Genomic DNA, 20,249 nt, shown 5'->3' with positions numbered 1-20,249 from the left:
GCGGTTGAAGGGGTTGGTCGCTTAAGGCGCCAACCCCTTTTTTCGCGAATCGCGCTAGACTTCGCCCGAATTGAAGTCGATCGAATCGAATGAGTATGCGGAGCGAATGAATGGACTATCGTCTTTACTACTCGCCGGGCGCGGCAAGCATGGCCGTTCACTGGATGATGATTGAAATGGGCATCCCGTTCGATGTCCATCTTGTCGACATCGACGCCGGCAATCAGCGAAACCCTGACTATCTGCGGCTGAATCCCTCGGGCCGTGTTCCCACGCTGGTGGTCGACGGAACGCCGCGCCACGAGTCGGCCGCGTTGCTGATGCTGCTCGCCGAGCGGCATCCTGAAGCCGCCCTCGCGCCGGCTCCGGGTTCCGCCGACCGGGCCGCGTGGCTGGAACTGATGATCTATCTGGCCAACACGCTGCTGCCCGCCATGCGCGACTGGTTTTACGCGGACGTCGACGGCGATCCTGCCGGCGCCGTAGCGGTTCAAGCGCTCGCGCAGCGGCGCATCGAAGAAGCCTGTGACAGGCTCGACGCCGATCTCGCCGACGGACGTGACTATCTGGTCGGCGGCAAGCTCAGCACGGCCGATTTCCTCGCCGTCATGCTGATGCGCTGGACACGCAACATGCCACGCCCCGCGCTCGGCTGGCCGCATCTCGCGCGCTATATCCGCGGGCTGCGGGCTCTGCCCTCGTTCATTGAATTGAATGCGCGAGAGGGGCTTACCGAATGGCGCAACCAGGATGATTGATGCGCGCGCAACTAATTTTCGCTCGTCGGCGGTTGGCGTGACCGCCTGGTTGTGAACAACGTCAGTTAGTTCGAGTTCGCGCGCGTGCCGACGATCACGATGCCGCGTGAAAGTCCGCTCACGTTGTCGACCGCTTGCGCCCCTGCATACAGTTGCGTGACCGGTACCCAGACGGCCGGATACTTGTAGCGCGCCACATCGAGAAGCAACGCGCTGTCGCTCGCCGCGTCGTATGCGGCAAGTGGCGACCAATGGCCGCCCCCTGCTTCGCCTATCTCCACCCGCCTGAAGTTCAATAACGCAAAGCGGTCGCTATGGCCCGTCGTGTCACGAATCAGATCGCGAAACTGACCGAGCGTCAGGTCGCCGGCATGGAAGCTCCTCACCTCGACAGGAAATGCGCTTAGGACCGTGCTGAGCTGGTCGAGCGTCATGCCCTCCTTCGATACTCGCGCGGCGTTGGCCACCTGCGGATCGACGCTGCGAAAAAAATCCTCTTGCGAGAAGAATGGGAAATCCGGGTACTGCGTCGACTCGGGACGGCGAATGCCCAATGCATTGAGCGCCATCACCGAAGTCGCGACCGAACAGTAGGCTTCGTTGCGCTGCGTTTCGAAGTACTGCGAAAGCGGCCAGTACGACTGGTTATTGGCGTTGGCCATCAAGCGCTTCTGGCCAACTGGCTGCGTCAGCGCGATCAGATTCGGTGGAACGGGCAGCGGCCCGTCGGCTGCGCGCGCCGTGCCCGATGCGGGGGCTTGATGCGTATCTTGATGCGAGGTTTGATCCGTGGCTTGATTTGCAGCCGGTGGCAGCGACGCGCATGCCGCCAGTGTCGCCGTCAGCACAACAACAATCCACTCAGGCCGGCTTACGCGCTGCATGGCGCGCATCAACGAATATCTGGACATTAACCCTTCCGCTGCGGATGACTTGGGAACGACTTCGGCCAAGCCGACGCATTTCATCCCGCATCGGCGAACCCCGATTTTTTAACACGAAACAGCTCGGCGTGTGAATGTGCGGCCCGGAAGCCGGCGAACTGAACCGCGTCCGTTCGATCTGATAAGATATACCCCCCTAGGGTATTTTCGAGAGCATTCATGGGCCACACGATTCGGGAAAAACAGAAGCTTCTCAACCGCGTTCGCCGCATCAAGGGGCAGATCGAGGCCATAGAACGCGCACTCGAAGACGAGCGCGGCTGCGCCGACGTCCTTCAGCAGATCACCAGTTGCCGCGGCGCGATGAATGGTCTGTTGGCGGTCGTGCTCGAGGACCACATCAGAAATCACCTGGTGGATGCACATACTGACGAGGACCCCGTCGGCAGCGCCACCGAACAACTCATCGAAGTTGTTCACAGCTATTTCAAGTAAACCGGAGCAGGACATGAGTGACTTTAGAAACGCCGCCTTCGGCGCGGGGCACGATCATATTTTTCTGGGCGCCGCCCATGAAAAGAACGAACGCAGAACATGGGCGGTGATCGCTTTGTGTACCGTGATGATGGTTGCCGAAATCGTCGGCGGCAGCCTGTTCGGTTCGTTGGCGCTCGTGGCGGATGGCCTGCACATGTCGACGCACGCGGGGGCGATGCTGATCGCGGCGCTCGCTTATACGTACGCGCGCAAGCACGCGAGCGACTCACGTTTTGTATTCGGTACTGGCAAGCTGGGCGACCTCGCGGGATTCACGAGCGCTATTGCGCTGGCCATGATTGCGCTGCTGATCGGTTACGAAGCTGTGTCGCGCTTTCTCTCGCCGGTGCCCATTCATTTCAGTGAAGCGATTCCGATTGCAGTGGCCGGTCTGCTGGTAAATCTGGCAAGCGTGTGGCTGCTGCGTGGCGATCATCACGGACACAGCCATGGGCATGGTCATGGGCACGGACATCATGGTGACGAGCATGAAGAACACGCTCACGGGCACGAGGATCACGATCACGCAGAGGGTCACGCCCACGACGCTCACGACAATCACGCTCACGCGGCCCATCACGATGCCGAAAGCGCGGCCCAACGGGATCACAACATCCGCTCGGCCTACATTCACGTGATCGCGGATGCCGCGGTCTCGGTACTGGCCATCATCGGCCTCGTTCTCGCGCGTGAATTCGGCTGGCTCTGGATGGACCCGCTCGCCGGCATCATCGGCGCGCTGGTGATTGCAAACTGGTCATACGGACTGATGCGCGACACGGGTGCGATTCTGCTCGATATCAACCCCGACCAGCGCATGACGGAAAACGTGCGCCACGCCATCGAAGATAACGGCGACAAGGTGCTCGATCTGCACGTCTGGCGCGTAGGCCCCGGTCATATGAGTGCGGTAATATCGGTCGCGACCCAGGAAACGCGCCATGACTCGCGTTTCTATCATGCGTTGCTGAAACGCTTTAACGGACTGTCGCACGTCACTGTCGAAGTCAACCCAACGGAACAGATCGCCTGAAGATGGCAATTCAATCACCCTGCATCGACATTTGCAAAATCGACGGCAAAACAGGCTTCTGCATCGGATGCCTGCGCACCCGGGACGAGATTCGCGAGTGGAAAAACATGACCGACTACCGGCGCCATCAGGTTATCAATGACGCCTCGCGCCGCAAGGCCAAGGTAAAACCGGAGGTACCGGAGACGCCGGAGACGCAAACGTCCTAGAGACGCCTGTCAGTTCGCCGGATCAGCGAACGCATAACTGTTCTTGCCACTGCGCTTGACCCGGTACATCGCCTCGTCGGCCGCGGCCACGAGGCGACGGTAATCGCCGACGAGATCCGGAAAACTGGCGATGCCGATGCTGGCGCGAACCAGCCCGACCCCCATCTCCTCGTCCGTCTGAACCACGCAGGCGATGAGCCGCCGGGCGATTTCGCCGAGCTCCGCATTCGTTGAAAATTCACGGACCAGAACGGCGAATTCGTCGCCGCCGATCCGGGCGACGACATCGACTTTACGCACCGACTCGCGAAAACGTTTCGAAACCGCGATCAGAAACTCATCGCCGACGCGGTGACCAAGCGAGTCATTGACCTGCTTGAATCCATCCAGATCGATATACAGCAAGGCAATCTTGCACGGCCCGGTGCGCGCGGGCACTTTCGTCGCCGCCGCTTCGAGCGTGGCAAACAGCTTGCGCCGGTTCGGCAAGCCGGTCATCGCGTCGTGCAGCGCCGCCCATTCGAATTCGTGCGACTGTCCTGCCAGCAGACGATTCCGTTTGGCATACATCCCCAGCGCGGTGATCAGCATGCAGAACAGCAAGGCCGCCGACGCGATCAGCGTGCGTGCGACATGGGCAATCCGCACGCGCACATCGGCGCTGTCGGCATCGCGCTGCGCCCGCCACCAGGCCGACACGGTACCGAGCACGGCGTCCGTGTCGCGCAGATCGGCGTCAGGTGTGAGCGAAGCTGGCGGCAGACGCGGTGCCGCCGACGGGGTCGCATTCACAAGCGCCGCGAGCAACGCGAGGCGATGGGCAAGTTCGGTACGCGCGTGCCGATACCCGGCGGCACTGGCATCCGTGGCGTCGGGCAGTTGCTGCCAGAGGCCGACCAGATTCCGGGCGCTTTCCGCCCGTTCGACCGCTTCGAGAACGAGCCCCGCGTATTCCTGCTTCAACTGATCGGAAAAGATCGTCCGGATTTGCAGCGCCAGATACAGAAGGCCGATCAGCAGACAAACCAGCGCGGCGGCGGCGATCGCAGCCGGGCCCGGCCGGAAGCGGATCGCGAGAGCGCGCCCACGAGCGGCGCGAGGGGGACGCGCCCGCTCAGGGATGGGAATAGATGTCTTGCCGGCTTCCATTGTCATGCTGCCGGTAACTTACGCGACGAAAGAACGAACCCATCCGGGCAAACAGACTGCCTTTGTGCCTGGCATTTGCCGCCGAAGCGGCGCGACGATCCTGCTGCGCGAGACGCGCGTCTCTGCCTGACCGGCCGGACGCCAACTGCTGCGGAGCAGGTTTGGATGGGGGCGCCGCGCGTTGAGCGGCGGGCGTGGAAGACGCGGCCAAAACGGCGGTTGTTGCGTCGGACACGCCGGTTTGGCTAACCGTATGCGCCGGGAGTCGCGTCACTGGACCAGACCAGGAGGCCAGTTTTCCGCCTTCTTCTCCGCCCGGCGCTGCCGCTGCTGCCTGCATTCGTGCTGTTGCCGGTGGATTTACTGTTGCCTGCGTGCCCGTCGTCGCCGGCGCAACTGCTGTTACCTGCGCTCCCGTTGTCACCGCTTTTACTGAGGGTGCTTGCATACCGCCCGCTGTCCCCTCCGCTGCCGCTGCCGCTGCCGCCGTCGCCAATCGCGGCGCTGCCGCGAAAGTTGCCGGTCGTGGCGTCGCAATCGATTTCGCCAACGCCGGCCCTGCAGCGGCTGACGCAGGCGTGCCGAGCGCCTGCCGCGCGCGCGCCATCGCCTCGGCATACGCTTGTTGATCGTGGTTGAACCAGACACCGTACGCGACCGTACCCACTACGCCAAAAGCCAGCGCGCTTGCCGTCGCGACACACAGGACAAGACGTCCAAATCGCACAGGCGGTGCCGCAGCCGCCGGCTCAGCGCCAGCATCGAAGCCAGTATCCGGACTCTCTACGGCAGATTTTGAAAATTCGGTATCGTTGAACATCGCAATACTCTCCGGAATCCTCACATGTCTGACACGTCGGCAGACATTGTTAATACGATTCAGCGGGGTCGATCTGGCGTTGTTGTTGGAAGAATTTATCCCGCTCGCCGGGTAGCGACAACACGGTAATGCTGCGCTTTAAACGCGCGCTTTGCGAGTCCGCTTTGCGTCGATGAGACAGGTAAAAGATTCAACGCCGCGCCTATCCACGGGCTGGGCCGCGAGCGCTTGCAGGCCGCCTCCACGTGGCGGTGGAGGCAGCGATGGGGACATGCACGGCAACTCCGCGTCACGCAATAAACACGCCAATCTGGAGCGCGCTTATCGGCAGCGACGGCTTAAAACGCCATGCATGCCCAGTGGGGCGCAGGACGCCCCACACCCGATCCGTCACCTATTGCACGGTGATCGTTTCTTTCATATTCGGGTGGATGCCGCAAAACACCTTGTAGACGCCCGGCTTATCGAACTTGAACTGGAACGAGTCGTTCTGATCGAGCGCGGCGGAGCGGAACATGCCCGCATCGTTCACGACCGTATGCGGCTCGCCGTCGAGATTTTTCCACGTCACCGTCGAGCCGGCTTTGACCGTCAGCGCCATCGGCGAAAACATGAAGTTCTTGATCACCACGGCGCTGGGCGTTTCCGCTCGCGCAACGGAAAGTCCGGCCGATGCCGCGATGAGCGTTGTGCTCCCGAGCAGTACAAAGAACGCGCGGCGAATAGCATTGTTTTGCATAAGTGATCTCCTGCGAAAAAATTCTGGAATCAAACGAGTGTCGTATCGGCAAGCGTCGCCTTGCGCGGATGACCCACGATCTTGATGCTGGTCACCCCTAGCATCTTCGGGAGCTGATCGCTTGCTACCGTAAGCGGCCCGGGGCCGGGACCGTTGCCGGCGGTCGGCTGCGGATAGGCTGTCGAGCGGGCGGTATGGAAAGTGATATTGCCTTCGACCTTCGACACGATCTGATGAATATGGCCGTTCAACACGGTCACCGAGCCGAAGCGCTTCAGATAGCTCATGGCCTGACCGGCATCGCCTGTGCCCCACCCCCACGGTTCGTAGATCGTCCACATCGGCATATGGGCAAAGACGACGATCGGCGTGCTGGACGAGCGGCCCTTCAGGTCATTTTCGAGCCAGGCGAGTTGGTCGTCGCCGAGACCGCCCAGGCCGTTAGGCTTGAAATGCATCACGTTGACGAGTCCGACGAAGTGCACGCCGTTGTGGTCGAAGCTGTAATAGCCTTTGTTGTCCGACGCCTTGCCGAAGCGGCTGAAGTATTCGGTTCCGGGGCCGTCCGTCACGTCATGCTCGCCGGGCACGGTGTGGAGTTCCGTGATATTCAGACCCGACATCAACTGCGCCGCGAGATCGAACTCCGCCGGCTTGGACAGATGCGTGATGTCGCCCGTGTGGATGGTCAGCGCGGGCTTGACCGGCATGGCGTTGACGTAGTCGATCGTCTGTTTGAGCGTGCCCGCGACGTCCGGGTTGGCTTCTTTGTTGAAGCCGATATGCGAATCGCTGATCTGCAGGAAAAGCGGCACGCCCATGGACGTCGCGGATGATTTCGCGTCGGCCGCGAGGGCCAGTTCCACTGGCGTGAGAATGCCGCCGGCAAGAACGAACACCGTACCTACGCCGCCGAAAGCGAGACATTTCAGGGCGCCACGGCGTGACGGGTTGAATGCAGGATCGGATGAATGATGTGACGACATGTTGACCTCACGATAGGGATTCGCAGGCAAACCGCGGGATCATCCGGCGGGCCACACGACTCGGTTCATCAGGAAGACTGGCGTGCCGACGGTTTTATTCCATGAAAAAGAAAATTAGTGCCGGCTGATGAATCCAGCCGTACAGGCTTACATGTGCGGCGTCTGAACAAACGGGAAATGGGAATAGCCGCGCCGCGGCGGCGGTTATGCAGGTGAGAGCAACTGAAAGGAGTAGCCAACATGGACATCATCGATATGGCCCGTGCCTCGGGCATGGCGGTCATCCTGGACGGCAGGATTGGCCGGGAGGAATACCAGAGCGTGTGCGGTTCGCTATCCGCGCTGCAGCGATTTGCAGAAGCGGTGCGCCAGGGTACGGTGCAACCGAGCGGACATCGGAAGCGCACCGCCGCCCCCACTCGCAGGGCGTGAGGGGCTGAGGAGCTTGAGACGGCCGGCGCGGCCGCAAGCTCGACGCGGTTCAACTGCGGCCTCCCGTGCCGCTTTCCGAAGCATACAAATTGAAAGGAGGTCAATGTGCGCCCGGAATTGTTGCCCGTTCTGCGCCGCCTGCAACTCGGATCGGGCGTGGTGCTGCTTATTTATCTGTTTTTGCACCTGGTCAATCACGCGCTCGGCATCTGGTCACTCGATCTTGCCGGGCGCGGACTCACGCTCGCCCTGTGGATCTGGCATAGCGAGCCCGGCACGATCCTTCTGTACGGTGCGGCCATGCTCCATTTCGCGCTGGCTGTGCGCACGATTTACGGGCGTCGCCACTGGGCGCTCCCGCCCGAAGAATGGATCCGGTTGTGGGCCGGACTCAGCCTGCCCCTGCTGCTCATCCGGCATGCGGTAGCGACGCGCCTCGCGACGTCGCTGTATGGCTTCGAGCCGAACTACGAGCGGATCGTCATATCGCTGATCACGAGCGGCACGCAGGGTCTGCAACTTGCTCTGCTCGCGCCAGGCTGGATCCATGGCTGCCTCGGCGTGTGGTTTCGATTGCGTCACTATCCGGCGATGCAACGCGCGAGGCCCGCCCTGCTGACCCTGCTCGTTGGTTTGCCATTGCTGTCGGCCGTGGGTTTTCTGCGGATGAAGCAGGCCGTCGTGGCAATGCATGTTGTTCTCCCTGCGCCTGATTCGAAACTGCTGATGCACCAGCTTGCACTCGATACGTGGCGTCACAGTCTCGTTTCGCTTTACCTTGCCGTGGTCGTCAGCGCGCTTCTAGCGGGTCTGTTGCGGAATTGGCTGGAGCGCCGACCGAGTTCGGCATGAGCGACACGAGCATTCGACCGCTTATCCACGCGGATGCAGATGTCAGAGCAGGGTAGAAAACGCTGCGCTCGCTCGATGCAGCAGACGTGCCGTGGCCCGCATCGCATGAGGATGCGGGCCACGGCCCTGCCTTTTACTACGGCCCGTACAGCTACGGGCTTTCCGGGCTTATTGCCCTTGCTGCGCTTGCGGCTTCAGCTTGAACTTGCCCTGATAGCGGATCGTCGGACGCAGCGACTGTGGGGTCGGCGCGGTCATCAGCAACTGACGCGCCAGCGGCGTAGCCGTCGGGCTGAGCGAGCCAATACTGGTTGCCCGCGACGGATCCGCCAGACCATTCTTCACCAGCAGCTTGGCCTCGAGTTGCAGACTGGTCAGCAAAACCGGATCCTTCAGCGCGTTCCCCTGCGCCAGCAACTGACTCCACGCGTTGTTGCTGTAGTTCGTCACGTAGTAGTCGAGACCGCTCGGATCCGCGAGCACCGCGGAACAGCCGTTAAGGCGCACCTGCATTTGCGTGTCCTTCATCGCAACCGTCTTGCGCGATGTCAGTCCGTCACCGTAGGCGAGCGTCAACGGAATAGTCCATTGCGTGCCGGGGTACTGGTTCTGGTTCGGGAAGGGCGACTGCTTCAGCGTGACCACGGTCTGATTGGTCGTCAGATCGCACTGGGTGTCGAGCGACAGCAAAGGCACGCCGGTTTGCCGCACGAAACTGTCGCCGATCGCGACCATCGGCTCGCCGCTCGCCTTGGCCAGTTCGTCCCACAAGCGCTTCGGCGTGCCGTTGCCGAGCGCATAGTCGGCCAGATACGACTGCAGCCCTTTGCGCAACACGTCCTCGCCGAGATAATTCTCCAGCATCTTCAGCACATGGCCGCCCTTGTCGTACGTAAAGGCGCTCGCGCTCAGCACGAAGTCGTTCGAGGCCCAGCCGTTGAAGTTCGGCTGCACCGGGAACGAAGTGGATTTCAGATCGGCGTTGATGACCGCATACTTGTTCTTCACGTCGTCGACCCAACTGAAGCGGTCCGGGAAGAAGCGCACCTTGGTCTTGTTCTCGAAGAACGTCGCGAACGATTCGTTCAGCCACGCGTCGTCCCACCAGTCGAGCGTGACCAGATCGCCGAACCACTGATGCGCGGCTTCATGCGTCAAAACCGTCACGCCATAGTCGGACATGGTGGTGCCAGGCGCCGGCAGAATATCGTCGGCGAATTCGAGAATCGCGCCCCAGTTCTCCATCCCGCCGAAGTTCAGATCCTTCTGCTCCTTGAACGCGTCGTTTGCGGCGATCGTGTCGAACTTGGTGAGCGGCAACGGAATGCCGGTATAGCGATAGTAGTAATCGAGCGCCTGCTTGGTCTGCTGCATGGCCGGTTTCGCCCAGTCGCGCATGCCGGGCGGCGTGAAGATGCGCAGATGGAGACCCTTATGGTCAGGCAGCGGGCTCGAGAAGTCGTCTTCGAGAATGTCGAACTGGCCACCACCGAAGAAGAGCAGATACGAAGGCATCGGCGGCGTCTTTTCGAACGACACCAGTTTGTAGCCGCTGTCCACATTCACGGCCGGCTTTTCCGCCGCGTTCGAGACGACGTTCCAGTTCTGCGGGACTTCCGCACTCACCTCGTAGGTGGGCCGGAAAGCCGGTTCGTCCCAACCCGGGAACCATTGCCGCGCGAGGTTCGATTCGCCTTGCGTGAGAATCGCGCCGCTCGTCGTGCCATCGGTCGACTTCAGGTCGACGCGGAACACACCCTCCGCCGCGGAACAACCCGGATAGGGATCGTTGCCGCAACTGCCGCCAGTTTTGGCGACCGGATCGTCGTAGGTCTTGAAGTTGATGATGCCGCTCCACTCCATGTGCAGCGAGTAGTTGCCGGCCGCGATCTGCCCGCTCACGGGCCGAAGCTGGTAGAAATCGCCGTCATCCTGCGGCGTGGCGATCAGTTGGATGTTGCCTGGCTGCAGCGTGATCGTGCCGTTCGTGAACTTGACGCGATGCCCGGCAATCGTGATCGCGTTGACGGCCTTCAGCACCTTGATCTGGACGTCCGCGCGGCCGTCGAATGAAGAGAGCGCCGGGTTCGGCCGGAACCACAGCTTGTAGTTGATCGGTGTGACCGTATCGGGCAATTCGACCGGCGGCACGCTCTTGTTGATCGATGCGTCCGCAACGATCGGCGCAGTGGGCGGCGCAAGCGCCACATCGGAGGCGGCGGCCGGCGCCTGGGCGGACTTGCTCGAGAGCGTCGACGAGCTGTCTGAACCGCCGCAGCCCGCCAGGACCATTATTCCGGCGAACGCCAGGCACTGTATCTGCAATCGGAAATTTATACGCATAGTTAATCCTCGACTGACAAAATCGGCATAAAGAAAGTGCGATGAGTGCTTAAGCTGTGTTTCTCTGTTTTTTCAGCAAAAAAGGTCTCCCGCACTAGCGCCGGATTGCTAGCGAGAATATATGGGCGTGTTACTGCCTCAGCACTTGTGGCTGATTTTCGGATTGCACTTTTTAATAATTACAATACTTTCAGAAAGGCGACGTGAGCCGTTTTTCTGCAGTTTCATGCGATCGCCTGACTGACGGACAAAGCGGCGGCTCGCCTGCGTCTCCGAGCAGGTGGACAGGAACCGGGTCAGTTTTAGCGACAGTGCGTAGCCTAGATTGGCAAACGTTCTCGTGTCAACTTCCTTTCACAATCTTTCCTGAATGAGTGCACTACGTATGCAAATAGAATGGATGAAGTAATCGGCAGAGTTAATACTCTAAAGGCGGGATACGCGCACATTTCTACGAGAAACTTTATTTTATTGCAGTGCGGAGTGTGCTATTAGACGTGGCGACAGCCAATGTTTTTAAAATTAACTAGCTGTTGAGTCCACGAAAGAAAATAAACCATTAACGAATGAAGTGGCCGCAAATCGGCATCGCACTCAGGCGCGCATAGAACGACGACTGTCCGCCGCGGACATCGGCGAATTGATCGGCCGCCAACGCGGAGCCGGCGGCAGCGCCGATCGCGATCAACACGATCGCGATTCGGCGCAGACGCCCGGCACGGCCGATCAGCGTGCCCGACACGCTACGCCAACTGGCGAGCAAAGTCATGGCGAGTGCAACGATCGCGCAGCACATGGTCGTGCCTTCAGGCGTGGAGCGCAGCGTTCGCAGCGGAAGTGCCGGAAGTCTCCGAGCGCACCGGAAACGGATTGCGCCATGCTTCGATGGTGTTCAGCTGATCGTGCCAGCGCTGTATTTCCGGAAACTCATCGAGCGGCATGGCGGTTTTTTTCGCATAAGGCAGCGCGATGGCAACGGAAAAATCCGCGACGCTCAGGCCGTCTCCGAGCAGCCATTTGCGACCTTTGAGTTGCTGGTTGAGCACGCGGGCAGACTTCCGAAACATGCCCTGTTCTTCAGCGACTTTCGACGAGTCGGGTCCGCCGAGTGCAAACATCGGCTTGATGATGGACTCGAAGTAAAGCGCGCCGGCGTGCGGATAAAAATGGTGGCTGTTCCAGCTGAACCAGCGCAGAACATCGATCTGCCGGTCATCACGCGGCCAGAGGTCGGACTCTGCACGCTGCGCGAAATGGCTGATGATCGCGTCCGCTTCCCAGATGATTCGCTCGCCGTCGACGAGGCACGGCACCTTGCCATTCGGATTGATCGCCAAATAGCCCGGCTTGCTCTGCTCGCCCTTCGTCAGATCGACCAAGGCATAGTCAATCGGCAAGCCTAAATATTTCGCTACTGCACAGGTTTTCCGTGGAGCCAGTGTTTCAGCGTAATAGAGCTTCATATTCAACCTCGGTATGAGTTGAGTTCGTTTCCGATGCGCGTCAGCGTCAGTTGTCTTCGACTTCCGGTTGCGCCACGAACGCGTCGAGCTTATCCAATGCGGGGCTCCAGCCGGTCTGATGAGCGTCGCGTTCGGCCTCGTCGAAGAACTGCGCGTGCGTGAGAGTGAGCTCGGTTCCGTCTTCAACGGGGCGCAGCCTGATGGTGACGAGCGAGCGCCACTCGGGGGTGGTGACCCACTCCCACGTAAAGACGAGCTTGCGGTCCGTTTCGACTTCCAGGTATTCGCCGCGGCAGTCGTGCGTTTTGCCGTCCAGTGTCTGGAACACCACGCGAAATTGGCCGCCCACGCGCGGATCGGCTTCGGCGCTGAGCACTGGCCCCGCGTCAGGCCCCCACCAGCGCGCCATCAGTTCGGATATCGTCCACGCTGCATAAACTCGGGCTGGCGGGGCTTTGATGCGCCGCACGATAGTCAGGCTCGGCTTTTCCTGGGTCATTCCTCGTGTCCCTCCACAAAATCGGCAAGCCGGTCGAGGCTCGCGGACCAGAAGCGCTCATAGCGCCTCAACCATGCCATCGCCTCCTCCATCGGCCCTGCGACCAGATCGACCGAAACGGTCCGTCCGCTCTTGGTACGCGCCACCAGACCCGCGTCGCTCAGCACGTCGAGGTGCTTTATGACCGCCGGAAGCTTGAGCGGCAGTGGCCGCGCGATTTCCGTAATCGACAGGCCGGGCTCCCGCTCAAGGCGAGCGAGGATGGCCCGGCGTGTCGGGTCCACGAGGGCGGAAAACGTACGATCGAGTTGACTGACTGGAGACTTTGCCATATGGTGAACTATAGGCAGTGAACGAACGGTGTCAAGATTTTTTGTGAGCGAGCCACGGCGCGCGCACTCCTGTTTGCGGCCCATCGCCAGTCCGTTCTAGACTGCGGATCGGTCACATTCGAGAGGACAAGCCGGTATGGACCTTCTTCAAGGCATGGCAGTGTTCAAGCGTGTCGTCGATGCATCGAGCTTTTCGAAGGCGGCCGATTCGCTGGAGATGCCGCGCGCGTCGGTGTCGACGCTCGTGCAGAATCTGGAGAGCCATCTGGGGGTACGCCTGCTGAATCGCACCACGCGCAGCGTGCAGGTCACCGACGACGGCGCGCTCTACTATGAATACTGCACGCGCATTCTGGCCGAGGTCTCCGACGCCGAGTCCGCGTTGTCGAACAAGCGGTTGAACCCGCGCGGCACGATTCGGGTGGATACGTCCGCCACTTTTGCCGCTAACGTGCTGCTGCCCGCCATGCGCGATTTCTATGCGCGCTTCCCGGACATCACCGTGAAGCTGGGACTGGGCGACCGCAACGTCGATCTCATGCAGGAAGGCGTCGATTGCGTGATCCGGATCGGCGTGCTCGACGATTCGAATCTCGTCGCGCGGCCGATCGGCAGTGTCCGCATGAGCATCTGCGCCGCGCCGGCGTATCTCGAGCAGATGGGCGAACCCGCCACGCCCGACGACCTCGACCGCCATCGAGCCGTCAATTACTTTTCCGCGCGCACGGGGCGTACCTATCCATTAGAGGTTCAAGTGGACGGAGCGCGGGTCAGAAAACCACTGGACGGCATACTCGCGGTCAACGAAGGACTGGTGTATGTGATGTCCGCAATCGAAGGATTGGGGATGATTCAGGTTCCGCGCTTCATGGTCGCAAAAGCGATCCAGGCCGGCGCGTTGCGCGAAATCCTGCGCGCCTACCCATGCCCGCCTCTGCCTCTTTCCTTGCTGTATCCGCATCGTCGCCTGAGCATGTGCGTGCGGGTATTTAGCGAGTGGGTTCACGAACTCGCGCAGAATAATCCGGACCTCAACGGCTAGCAGTACGGTTAACCGCGCATCCCGGCCGCCTCACGTCCGCTCGATCAATCCGCAACGCTCCAGCTCCGCCGACAACGCTTCTGCACTGACAAACTTGTATCCCTGCAGACCGGCGTCGCGTGCGCCGGCCACGTTGGCATCCGTATCGTCGACGAAGAGCGTTTCGGCCGCTGGAACACCGAGTTGCTCCACGCAGCGAAGATAGGTTTGAGCGGCCGGCTTCGCTGCGCCGAACGCGGCGGACGCATAGACGTGCGGACCGAACAGTTGCGCGACCGGTGGATTCAGAAAGCCGATATGGTCGGTGAGCAGGCGGCAGTTGTTGGTGAGCACGGCGATCCGGTGGTGTTCGGCGACGCGTTCGGCGAGTGCGAGCACTTCTTCATTCGGCGTGATCGATGCGTGGCGCGCGCTCAGCCAGTCTTCCCGACTGACGGGATAATTCAGCAGTTCGCCGAGCGCGGCCAGATAGTCGTCGTCGCTGATCTGCCCCGCGTCGGCACGAGCTTCGAGCCCGGAACCCCAGATCGCGTGCCGTACAGCCTCAGGCGTCTGCCCGGAAATTGCCGCCAGACGATCGACCCGCGCCGAACGGTCGTAGTGGGACAGGACGCCCTCCATGTCGAACAGGACCAGCGTGATGGATGCAGTCATGCTGTCGGCCTCGCATCGAAAGCTTCTAGAAATCAACATGCCATCCGACTGTAGGCCATCGGACGACGATCGGTTTCTATTGTGCCTCGGCTGGCCGGCGACGCCATGCGCCGCATGAACGAAAAGAGATCAAGCGTACAGGCGCAAACCGCCGCCAGGCAGGGACCTTGGGCAGCGCGGCGAGTCCACAGCAAAAATTTATCGGATTCACAGTCAGAATCTTTCCTCCGCCTCGACTAAGACCCGCGTAGACTCTTGCGACGAGGAATTTAACGTGAACGACATCAATTTCGAATGCACTGCATGCGGCAAATGCTGCCACGATTTGCGCCTGGCACTGACGATTGCCGAGGCTATCACCTGGCTGGAGCGCGGCGGCCACATGGAACTCATCTGCGAGGCCATACCGTGGCCCGTCGAGCCCGAGCCGGGCAATGCGCAAGCTGAGTACAAACGGGCGCGTTCTTCGCCTGCAATGAGCGGAAGCCTGCCTGTCCGTATCTCGATCGTTCTCGCCGCGGCGTTCGATGGAGCCTGCCCCAATCTGGGCGCCGACATGCGCTGCGGAATCTACGAACAAAGACCGCTGGTGTGCCGGATCTATCCCGCTGAAATCAATCCTTTCGTCGTGCTGGCACCGGAAAACAAGGCGTGCCCTTCAGATGCGTGGCAGAAGACGCCGCTGCAAAGGCACGGAATCCTTGTCGATGCTACGACCGTCGAACGCGTCGAGCAGTCGCGTCGCGCGAATCAGCTCGAGGCGCCGCTGCGCATGCAGGTATGCCTCGAACTGGGACTGAACCATGCCGCGCTCGCGAACGAAGGCTTTGTCATGATTTCGCCGGATAGCGAGGCGCTGCTGACTGCCCTGCGCAAGATTCGCGCGACGCCGGAATCGCAAGACGCAGCCGCGCAGTGGACATTTGTGTCGAATCGGGCGGGAACCCTGGAAACGCTTCTGTCGGTGGGCGCCACCGGTCACCTCGCTGAACCCACCGCTGCCGGCAATTCCCGGTATCACGGATTTTTCCCGCCCTCATAACCGCAGAACCGCCGGCAGCTTCTGGCAGAGAACTATGCTCCGCTGCCGCCCACCGTCTTGATGCTCTTCCATTGTCCTTGCTGGACCTGAAACAGCGTGTACGGCGGCTTGATCAGATCGCCATACGGGTCAAAGGTGATGTTGCCGGTTACACCGGTAACCTTCACTTTCGACAGGCTGTCGACGATCTTCGCGCGATCGAGCGAATCGGCCTCGTGAATCGCCTTGATCATGGCGAGCGCGGCGTCGTACGCAAACGGTGCGTACAGTTCGACATCCTGATTGAAACGCGCCTTGTAGCGCTTGCCGAACTCCTGCGCGGCAGGCAGCTTGTCGAGCGCCGGACCCGGCTCGAGATCCTGAGTACCGTCACCTGCCGTGCCGGCGATCTGCAGGAACGCATTGCTCTTCAGCGCACCCGCGCCGAACAGTTGCGCTTGCATGCCAAGCGAGCGCATCTGCTTGACCAGCATCGCGCCCTGTTCATCCAGACCGCCGAAGAAAATCAGATCGACGTTCTTGCTCTTGAGCGTCGTCAGAATGGCGCGAAAATCCACGGCCTTGTCATTCGTGAACTCACGATCGACGATATTGCCATTCGCTTCCTTTGCGCCCTTTTCGAACGCATCCGCGAGCCCTTGCCCGAATGCCGTACGGTCATCGATGATGCCGATGCGCTTCGCCTTCATCTGCTCCACCACGAAATGCCCCGCCACGACACCGCCAATGCCGTCGTGCCCCATGGTGCGGAACACGTTCTTGTAGCCTTGTTTGGTGAGTTGCGGATTGGTGGAGCCCGGCGTGATCATCGCAATGTTCGCCTGGTGATAGACCGTCGACGCCGGAATGCTACACCCCGAGTTGTAGTGACCGATCACGCCGACTACGCCGTCGTCGACCAGTTTCTGCGCGACCTGAATCGCCACGCGCGGGTCCGCCTGATCGTCCTGCACATCGAGCACGAATTTGACCGGTTTTCCGCCGATCACCGGATGTTTCGCGTTCTCTTCATCGAGCGCTAATTGCGCGCCATACTGCAGATCCTTGCCGACCCGTGCAACCGGTCCGGTCAACGGTCCGACGAAACCGATCTTGACGACTTCAGGATCGGCCGCCCACGCAGACGGTAGATACGTGACGAGTGCACAAACTGTGGCACTCAACAGCCAATTGCGGCGATTCATGATGCGCTCCTTGCGAGATGTAACGTCGCGCGATGTGTAGGTTGGCCGATCCGATGCGCGACGCGTCGAATCCGTCCTGCGGTGCTAGTCGTGAAACAAGAAAATCGGTGCGGTCAAAACCTCTACGAAAGTCAAAAGCGCGTGGCCGAGTAAGGCGCGAGATCGAGCGGCGGCGCACGCTGCGCGATCAGATCGGCGACGATGCGCCCGCTCACCCCCGCTAACGTCAGTCCGAGATGCTGATGGCCGAATGCGTAGATCACCCGTTCGCTCACACGCGAGCGTCCGAGCACCGGCACACCGTCCGGCAACGTCGGACGAAACCCGAGCCAACTGCTATCCGGCTTATCGAGCGCGGGTAACGCGCGTTTCGAAGAAAACGTCAACAGATCGATCAGCGAGCGGTTGCGCGTGTCGCCAAAACCCGCCAGTTCGACCGTGCCGGCGACGCGCAGGCCGTCGCTCATCGGCGTCATGTAAAAGCCGCGCTCGGCCCAGCCGACCGGTCGCGAAACCAGTTGTTGCGCGCCGGGAAAGCGGACGTGATAGCCGCGCTCCGTGTCGAGCGGAACCGCGTCGCCGCATTGTTTGGCGAATTGGGCGGAGCGCGCGCCAGTGGCGATCACAACGTGACTGAAGCGGCGCGCGGCGCCTTCGATCGTCACGCTCGCGCCGTCAGCCGCAGGCTGCACTGCGTCGACGGTCGAGCGCTGCAGTGTCAGCCCCTGGTCGGCAAGCTGCAGATAAAGCGTCTGCAGAAAGCCATGTGGATTTGAGAAATGCCAACTGTTACTGAACAATACGCCGCGCTCGAATATCGGCGCGAGCGACGGTTCGAGCGCACGGATGTCGCTGCCGCCCAGCACGTCGAAGGCAACGCCTAACTGGCGGCGCAGATCGAGTGCAGGACGCGCGGCATCGAACGAAGCTGCGTTCGAGTACAGATAGAGACATTCGCGGGGCCGGACGAAACGCGCCAGTTCCGCGTCTGCAAGCAGCGGCGCATATCCGTCCTGCGCCTGATCGAGCAACGCGGCGAGTGCCGTGGCGCTCGCCTCATAGCGCCGCGGCAGCGAGCTCATCATGAAACGCGCGAGCCACGGGGCGAGGTGCGGCAGGTAACCCCAACGCAATCTGAACGGGCTGTCGTTCGATAACAGAAAGCGCGGCAAATCGCGAAACACGGACGGGTTGTTGACCGGAATGCACGCATAGTGCGCGAAGGTCCCCGCGTTGCCGAAGGACGCACCCTGCCCCACGCCGGCCGGATCGAACAGCGTGACTCGATGGCCGTCGCGCATCAGCGCCGCAGCGCTCGCGAGGCCGATGAATCCCGCACCGATGATGGCAATCTCCGGCATCACTCGCGTCCTTGCATTTCGCAGCCGTCGCCCGAGAGCGCGTGCATCGTGACATGCCGCTCACTCGCCAGCGCGCCAGGCTTCGGCGCGGATGAGGCTGGAGGAGACTGCGGAAAACTCATCTGGAAACTCCTGCGGACAGAATCAGGACACTGCCCGGCGACGCCATGGCACGCACGCCACCAGACAAACTCTGGCAATCAGAATCACACAATATTTTTTTGTGTGCAATTAAAACTCACATTGTGTGGCCCTGGCATTTTCCCTGGATGGCCTATGGCGCAGTCCTTGCAAACACGGGCGCACCGGACGCCAACCGTTCTGGAGCGCCGTTTTTAGGCGTTGCGGCGGCGCTTGTCTGGTATAGAATCGGCAAAATTCCGCACAATCGCGGACAAAGTCGATTTTGTATGGAGACATCAGTTCTTATGGCTTCTGGCAAAGACACAGCGCGTGGGGCCAACGGGGCGCCGGCGCAGACGAAGCGTTCCACCTATGTCGAGGTGTCCAGCTCGATCGAGAACGAGATTCGCAGCGGCGTCTATCCGCCGGGCAGCCGCCTGCCGCCGCAGCGGCAACTGGCTACCGAACTGGGCATCAATGTGTCGACGGTCTCCCGCGCGTACAAGGAATTGCAGTTGCGCGGACTGGTGATCGGCAGCAAACGGCGCGGCTCGCTCGTCACCGGCGGTGCCATGCCGAGCGTCGACCCTGCGCCGCCGGCCAGCAACGCGGCGATCGACCTGACCGTCAACCGGCCGGCCACCGGCGAATTCCTGAACTGCCTCGCACGCACGCTGGCAGAATTGCCGCGCGATCCGCGTTATCCGCAATTGCAGGAGTACCAGCCGCCGCAAGGTCCCGCCTGGGCGCGCGCCGCCGGCGCCCGCTGGATGGCCGCGCCGGGCTTCACACCGGCGCCCGATCACGTGGTGGTCACGAGCGGTGCGCAGCACGGCTTGTATGCGGTGCTGAACAGCCTGATCGGCACCGACGGCGTAATCCTCGCCGATCAACTCACCTACTACGGGTTGAAAGCACTGGCTCCAGTGTTCCAGTTCGAGATCGTCGGCATTCCAAGCGACCGCGAGGGCTTGCTGACCGACGAGGTGGAGCATGCCTGCCGCCGTATGCCGGTGAAGGCGATTTTCACCGTACCGAATCTGCAGAACCCGACCGTGACGACGATGAGTCTCGAGCGCCGCATGGCGCTCGTCGACATTGCCCGCCGGCACGGTGTAGCGATCATCGAAGACGACGTTTACGGGCCGCTGGTTTCGCAGCGGCTGCCGACCATTGCGAGCCTGTGTCCGGAACTGACGTTCCACCTCGCGGCGACCTCGAAGATTCTCGCGCCCGGCTTGCGGCTCGGCTACCTGCTGAGTCCGCCGGACAGTTCCGCGCTGTGTGCCGAGGCGGTGCGCACCACCGCGTGGATGCCCGCGCCGATGTCGATGCTGATCGCTTCGATCTGGATCGAGGATGGTACGGCGCGCCACATCATGGACGCGCAGCTTGCCGAAATTCGCGCGCGACAGGACCTGGCTCGCGAGTTGCTGCCGCAGGAATTGCTGCAGACCGACCCAGCGTGCATGTTCGTGTGGCTTAAGTTACCGCCGCCGTGGCGTGCCGATGATTTTGCTGCGAATGCGAAGGCGCGTGGTGTCGTGGTGATGCCTTCTTCGGCGTTTGCGGTGGACAGGTCGGAGATCGAACATGGCGTGCGGATCAACCTCGCCTGTGCGACGAGCCGCGATCAACTCGTGAGTGCGTTACGGCTGTTGACGGGCACGCTGAAGGATCGTCCTCGGGCACTGTTCGGCACGATCTGATCGACGGGCACCCGGGCCGTCGCCTCAGATCAAATCAAATTTTTCAACCGCCAAAGGAATAAACCCGCCACCCAGCACGTTCAATAACCGCAACAACC

At 61.2% G+C, this 20,249-nt stretch carries 22 protein-coding genes; 9 read left to right on the top strand and 13 right to left on the bottom strand.

Annotated features, from left to right (window positions below; all coding sequences use genetic code 11):
- Positions 1–110: 110 nt before the first annotated feature.
- Entirely contained in the window at positions 111–758 is a 648-nt protein-coding gene (locus M0D67_RS17345) for a glutathione S-transferase family protein (RefSeq protein ID WP_266239268.1), read from the top strand.
- Between the two features lie 65 nt (positions 759–823).
- Here M0D67_RS17345 and M0D67_RS17340 read toward each other — a convergent pair whose 3' ends face one another.
- Entirely contained in the window at positions 824–1,669 is an 846-nt protein-coding gene (locus M0D67_RS17340) for a phytochelatin synthase family protein (protein ID WP_266239267.1), read from the bottom strand.
- Positions 1,670–1,861: 192 nt separating this feature from the next.
- Between M0D67_RS17340 and M0D67_RS17335 the strand changes: the two genes are divergently transcribed.
- From M0D67_RS17335 to M0D67_RS17325, 3 genes are read left to right on the top strand one after another with little or no spacing between them, the layout of a single operon-like run.
- Positions 1,862–2,137 carry a metal/formaldehyde-sensitive transcriptional repressor gene (locus tag M0D67_RS17335; RefSeq protein ID WP_154560462.1) on the top strand — a complete coding sequence of 92 codons (276 nt, stop codon included), beginning with the start codon at positions 1,862–1,864 and terminating at the stop codon, positions 2,135–2,137.
- A gap of 13 nt (positions 2,138–2,150) precedes the next feature.
- Positions 2,151–3,212, top strand: a complete 1,062-nt coding sequence (dmeF, locus tag M0D67_RS17330) for a CDF family Co(II)/Ni(II) efflux transporter DmeF (RefSeq protein ID WP_266239266.1) — start codon at positions 2,151–2,153, stop codon at positions 3,210–3,212.
- A gap of 2 nt (positions 3,213–3,214) precedes the next feature.
- Positions 3,215–3,421 carry a DUF1289 domain-containing protein gene (locus M0D67_RS17325; protein WP_266239265.1) on the top strand — a complete coding sequence of 69 codons (207 nt, stop codon included), beginning with the start codon at positions 3,215–3,217 and terminating at the stop codon, positions 3,419–3,421.
- Positions 3,422–3,430: 9 nt separating this feature from the next.
- On the opposite strand, the gene M0D67_RS17320 is transcribed toward M0D67_RS17325, so the two are convergent.
- The 3 genes from M0D67_RS17320 to M0D67_RS17310 form a co-directional block, all read right to left on the bottom strand.
- Positions 3,431–4,576 (bottom strand): GGDEF domain-containing protein, encoded by a 1,146-nt coding sequence (locus M0D67_RS17320; RefSeq protein ID WP_266239264.1) that lies wholly within the window; start codon positions 4,574–4,576, stop codon positions 3,431–3,433.
- Between the two features lie 1,208 nt (positions 4,577–5,784).
- Positions 5,785–6,129 (bottom strand): cupredoxin family copper-binding protein, encoded by a 345-nt coding sequence (locus M0D67_RS17315; RefSeq protein ID WP_171927107.1) that lies wholly within the window; start codon positions 6,127–6,129, stop codon positions 5,785–5,787.
- A 29-nt stretch (positions 6,130–6,158) separates the two neighbouring features.
- On the bottom strand, positions 6,159–7,115 hold the full coding sequence (locus tag M0D67_RS17310; RefSeq protein ID WP_154560467.1) for a metallophosphoesterase: 957 nt from the start codon (positions 7,113–7,115) through the stop codon (positions 6,159–6,161).
- Positions 7,116–7,355: 240 nt separating this feature from the next.
- Between M0D67_RS17310 and M0D67_RS17305 the strand changes: the two genes are divergently transcribed.
- Both M0D67_RS17305 and M0D67_RS17300 read left to right on the top strand, forming a co-directional pair.
- Positions 7,356–7,547: a hypothetical protein gene (locus M0D67_RS17305; RefSeq protein WP_154560468.1), complete on the top strand. Its 192-nt coding sequence runs from the start codon at positions 7,356–7,358 to the stop codon at positions 7,545–7,547.
- 117 nt (positions 7,548–7,664) lie between these two features.
- Positions 7,665–8,399 carry a hypothetical protein gene (locus tag M0D67_RS17300; protein ID WP_154560509.1) on the top strand — a complete coding sequence of 245 codons (735 nt, stop codon included), beginning with the start codon at positions 7,665–7,667 and terminating at the stop codon, positions 8,397–8,399.
- A 168-nt stretch (positions 8,400–8,567) separates the two neighbouring features.
- Here M0D67_RS17300 and M0D67_RS17295 read toward each other — a convergent pair whose 3' ends face one another.
- The 5 genes from M0D67_RS17295 to M0D67_RS17275 form a co-directional block, all read right to left on the bottom strand.
- Positions 8,568–10,742: a M1 family metallopeptidase gene (locus M0D67_RS17295; RefSeq protein WP_266239263.1), complete on the bottom strand. Its 2,175-nt coding sequence runs from the start codon at positions 10,740–10,742 to the stop codon at positions 8,568–8,570.
- A gap of 559 nt (positions 10,743–11,301) precedes the next feature.
- The gene (locus M0D67_RS17290; RefSeq protein ID WP_199203035.1) at positions 11,302–11,538 is read right to left on the bottom strand and encodes a hypothetical protein; all 237 of its coding nucleotides are present in this window, start codon (positions 11,536–11,538) and stop codon (positions 11,302–11,304) included.
- 10 nt (positions 11,539–11,548) lie between these two features.
- Positions 11,549–12,205, bottom strand: coding sequence for a glutathione S-transferase family protein (locus tag M0D67_RS17285; RefSeq protein ID WP_266239262.1), 657 nt, complete (start codon positions 12,203–12,205; stop codon positions 11,549–11,551).
- 46 nt (positions 12,206–12,251) lie between these two features.
- Positions 12,252–12,704: an SRPBCC domain-containing protein gene (locus M0D67_RS17280; RefSeq protein ID WP_266239261.1), complete on the bottom strand. Its 453-nt coding sequence runs from the start codon at positions 12,702–12,704 to the stop codon at positions 12,252–12,254.
- Positions 12,701–13,036, bottom strand: coding sequence for a metalloregulator ArsR/SmtB family transcription factor (locus M0D67_RS17275; protein WP_266239260.1), 336 nt, complete (start codon positions 13,034–13,036; stop codon positions 12,701–12,703). The genes M0D67_RS17280 and M0D67_RS17275 overlap by 4 nt, the downstream gene beginning before the upstream one ends.
- A gap of 136 nt (positions 13,037–13,172) precedes the next feature.
- Between M0D67_RS17275 and M0D67_RS17270 the strand changes: the two genes are divergently transcribed.
- Positions 13,173–14,078, top strand: a complete 906-nt coding sequence (locus M0D67_RS17270) for a LysR family transcriptional regulator (RefSeq protein ID WP_171927111.1) — start codon at positions 13,173–13,175, stop codon at positions 14,076–14,078.
- Positions 14,079–14,108: 30 nt separating this feature from the next.
- On the opposite strand, the gene M0D67_RS17265 is transcribed toward M0D67_RS17270, so the two are convergent.
- The gene (locus tag M0D67_RS17265) at positions 14,109–14,732 is read right to left on the bottom strand and encodes an HAD family phosphatase (RefSeq protein WP_266239259.1); all 624 of its coding nucleotides are present in this window, start codon (positions 14,730–14,732) and stop codon (positions 14,109–14,111) included.
- A 274-nt stretch (positions 14,733–15,006) separates the two neighbouring features.
- On the opposite strand from M0D67_RS17265, the gene M0D67_RS17260 reads away from it, so the two are divergent.
- On the top strand, positions 15,007–15,774 hold the full coding sequence (locus M0D67_RS17260; protein ID WP_171927144.1) for a YkgJ family cysteine cluster protein: 768 nt from the start codon (positions 15,007–15,009) through the stop codon (positions 15,772–15,774).
- A 32-nt stretch (positions 15,775–15,806) separates the two neighbouring features.
- Here the strand turns inward: M0D67_RS17260 and M0D67_RS17255 are convergent, their stop codons facing one another.
- The 3 genes from M0D67_RS17255 to M0D67_RS17245 all read right to left on the bottom strand — a co-directional run bounded on the left by M0D67_RS17255 (position 15,807) and on the right by M0D67_RS17245 (position 18,441).
- Positions 15,807–16,958 (bottom strand): branched-chain amino acid ABC transporter substrate-binding protein, encoded by a 1,152-nt coding sequence (locus M0D67_RS17255; protein WP_171927113.1) that lies wholly within the window; start codon positions 16,956–16,958, stop codon positions 15,807–15,809.
- Between the two features lie 131 nt (positions 16,959–17,089).
- Positions 17,090–18,319 (bottom strand): FAD-binding oxidoreductase, encoded by a 1,230-nt coding sequence (locus tag M0D67_RS17250; RefSeq protein ID WP_171927114.1) that lies wholly within the window; start codon positions 18,317–18,319, stop codon positions 17,090–17,092.
- Complete coding sequence (locus M0D67_RS17245; protein WP_266239258.1) at positions 18,319–18,441, bottom strand: hypothetical protein; 123 nt, start codon at positions 18,439–18,441, stop codon at positions 18,319–18,321. The genes M0D67_RS17250 and M0D67_RS17245 overlap by 1 nt, the downstream gene beginning before the upstream one ends.
- Positions 18,442–18,747: 306 nt before the next feature.
- Here M0D67_RS17245 and M0D67_RS17240 point away from each other — a divergent pair, with 306 nt between their 5' ends.
- A complete protein-coding gene (locus tag M0D67_RS17240; RefSeq protein WP_154560478.1) occupies positions 18,748–20,151 on the top strand; it encodes a PLP-dependent aminotransferase family protein in 1,404 nt (467 codons plus the stop codon).
- Positions 20,152–20,249 lie beyond the last annotated feature (98 nt).

The sequence above is a fragment of the Paraburkholderia sp. SECH4 genome (assembly GCF_030511745.1).
In the GTDB taxonomy this organism is placed as follows: Bacteria; Pseudomonadota; Gammaproteobacteria; order Burkholderiales; family Burkholderiaceae; genus Paraburkholderia; species Paraburkholderia madseniana.
This window is presented reverse-complemented; position numbering and strand designations above follow the sequence as displayed.

Excerpts from the sequence above, each read along its gene's own strand:
- M0D67_RS17345 (WP_266239268.1), top strand. The coding sequence starts at position 111 with ATGGACTATCGTCTTTACTACTCGCCGGGCGCGGCAAGCATGGCCGTT.
- M0D67_RS17340 (WP_266239267.1), bottom strand. The coding sequence starts at position 1,669 with ATGTCCAGATATTCGTTGATGCGCGCCATGCAGCGCGTAAGCCGGCCT.
- M0D67_RS17335 (WP_154560462.1), top strand. The coding sequence starts at position 1,862 with ATGGGCCACACGATTCGGGAAAAACAGAAGCTTCTCAACCGCGTTCGC.
- dmeF (WP_266239266.1), top strand. The coding sequence starts at position 2,151 with ATGAGTGACTTTAGAAACGCCGCCTTCGGCGCGGGGCACGATCATATT.
- M0D67_RS17325 (WP_266239265.1), top strand. The coding sequence starts at position 3,215 with ATGGCAATTCAATCACCCTGCATCGACATTTGCAAAATCGACGGCAAA.
- M0D67_RS17320 (WP_266239264.1), bottom strand. The coding sequence starts at position 4,576 with ATGACAATGGAAGCCGGCAAGACATCTATTCCCATCCCTGAGCGGGCG.
- M0D67_RS17315 (WP_171927107.1), bottom strand. The coding sequence starts at position 6,129 with ATGCAAAACAATGCTATTCGCCGCGCGTTCTTTGTACTGCTCGGGAGC.
- M0D67_RS17310 (WP_154560467.1), bottom strand. The coding sequence starts at position 7,115 with ATGTCGTCACATCATTCATCCGATCCTGCATTCAACCCGTCACGCCGT.
- M0D67_RS17305 (WP_154560468.1), top strand. The coding sequence starts at position 7,356 with ATGGACATCATCGATATGGCCCGTGCCTCGGGCATGGCGGTCATCCTG.
- M0D67_RS17295 (WP_266239263.1), bottom strand. The coding sequence starts at position 10,742 with ATGCGTATAAATTTCCGATTGCAGATACAGTGCCTGGCGTTCGCCGGA.
- M0D67_RS17290 (WP_199203035.1), bottom strand. The coding sequence starts at position 11,538 with ATGTGCTGCGCGATCGTTGCACTCGCCATGACTTTGCTCGCCAGTTGG.
- M0D67_RS17285 (WP_266239262.1), bottom strand. The coding sequence starts at position 12,205 with ATGAAGCTCTATTACGCTGAAACACTGGCTCCACGGAAAACCTGTGCA.
- M0D67_RS17280 (WP_266239261.1), bottom strand. The coding sequence starts at position 12,704 with ATGACCCAGGAAAAGCCGAGCCTGACTATCGTGCGGCGCATCAAAGCC.
- M0D67_RS17275 (WP_266239260.1), bottom strand. The coding sequence starts at position 13,036 with ATGGCAAAGTCTCCAGTCAGTCAACTCGATCGTACGTTTTCCGCCCTC.
- M0D67_RS17270 (WP_171927111.1), top strand. The coding sequence starts at position 13,173 with ATGGACCTTCTTCAAGGCATGGCAGTGTTCAAGCGTGTCGTCGATGCA.
- M0D67_RS17265 (WP_266239259.1), bottom strand. The coding sequence starts at position 14,732 with ATGACTGCATCCATCACGCTGGTCCTGTTCGACATGGAGGGCGTCCTG.
- M0D67_RS17255 (WP_171927113.1), bottom strand. The coding sequence starts at position 16,958 with ATGAATCGCCGCAATTGGCTGTTGAGTGCCACAGTTTGTGCACTCGTC.
- M0D67_RS17250 (WP_171927114.1), bottom strand. The coding sequence starts at position 18,319 with ATGCCGGAGATTGCCATCATCGGTGCGGGATTCATCGGCCTCGCGAGC.
- M0D67_RS17245 (WP_266239258.1), bottom strand. The coding sequence starts at position 18,441 with ATGAGTTTTCCGCAGTCTCCTCCAGCCTCATCCGCGCCGAAGCCTGGC.
- M0D67_RS17240 (WP_154560478.1), top strand. The coding sequence starts at position 18,748 with ATGGCTTCTGGCAAAGACACAGCGCGTGGGGCCAACGGGGCGCCGGCG.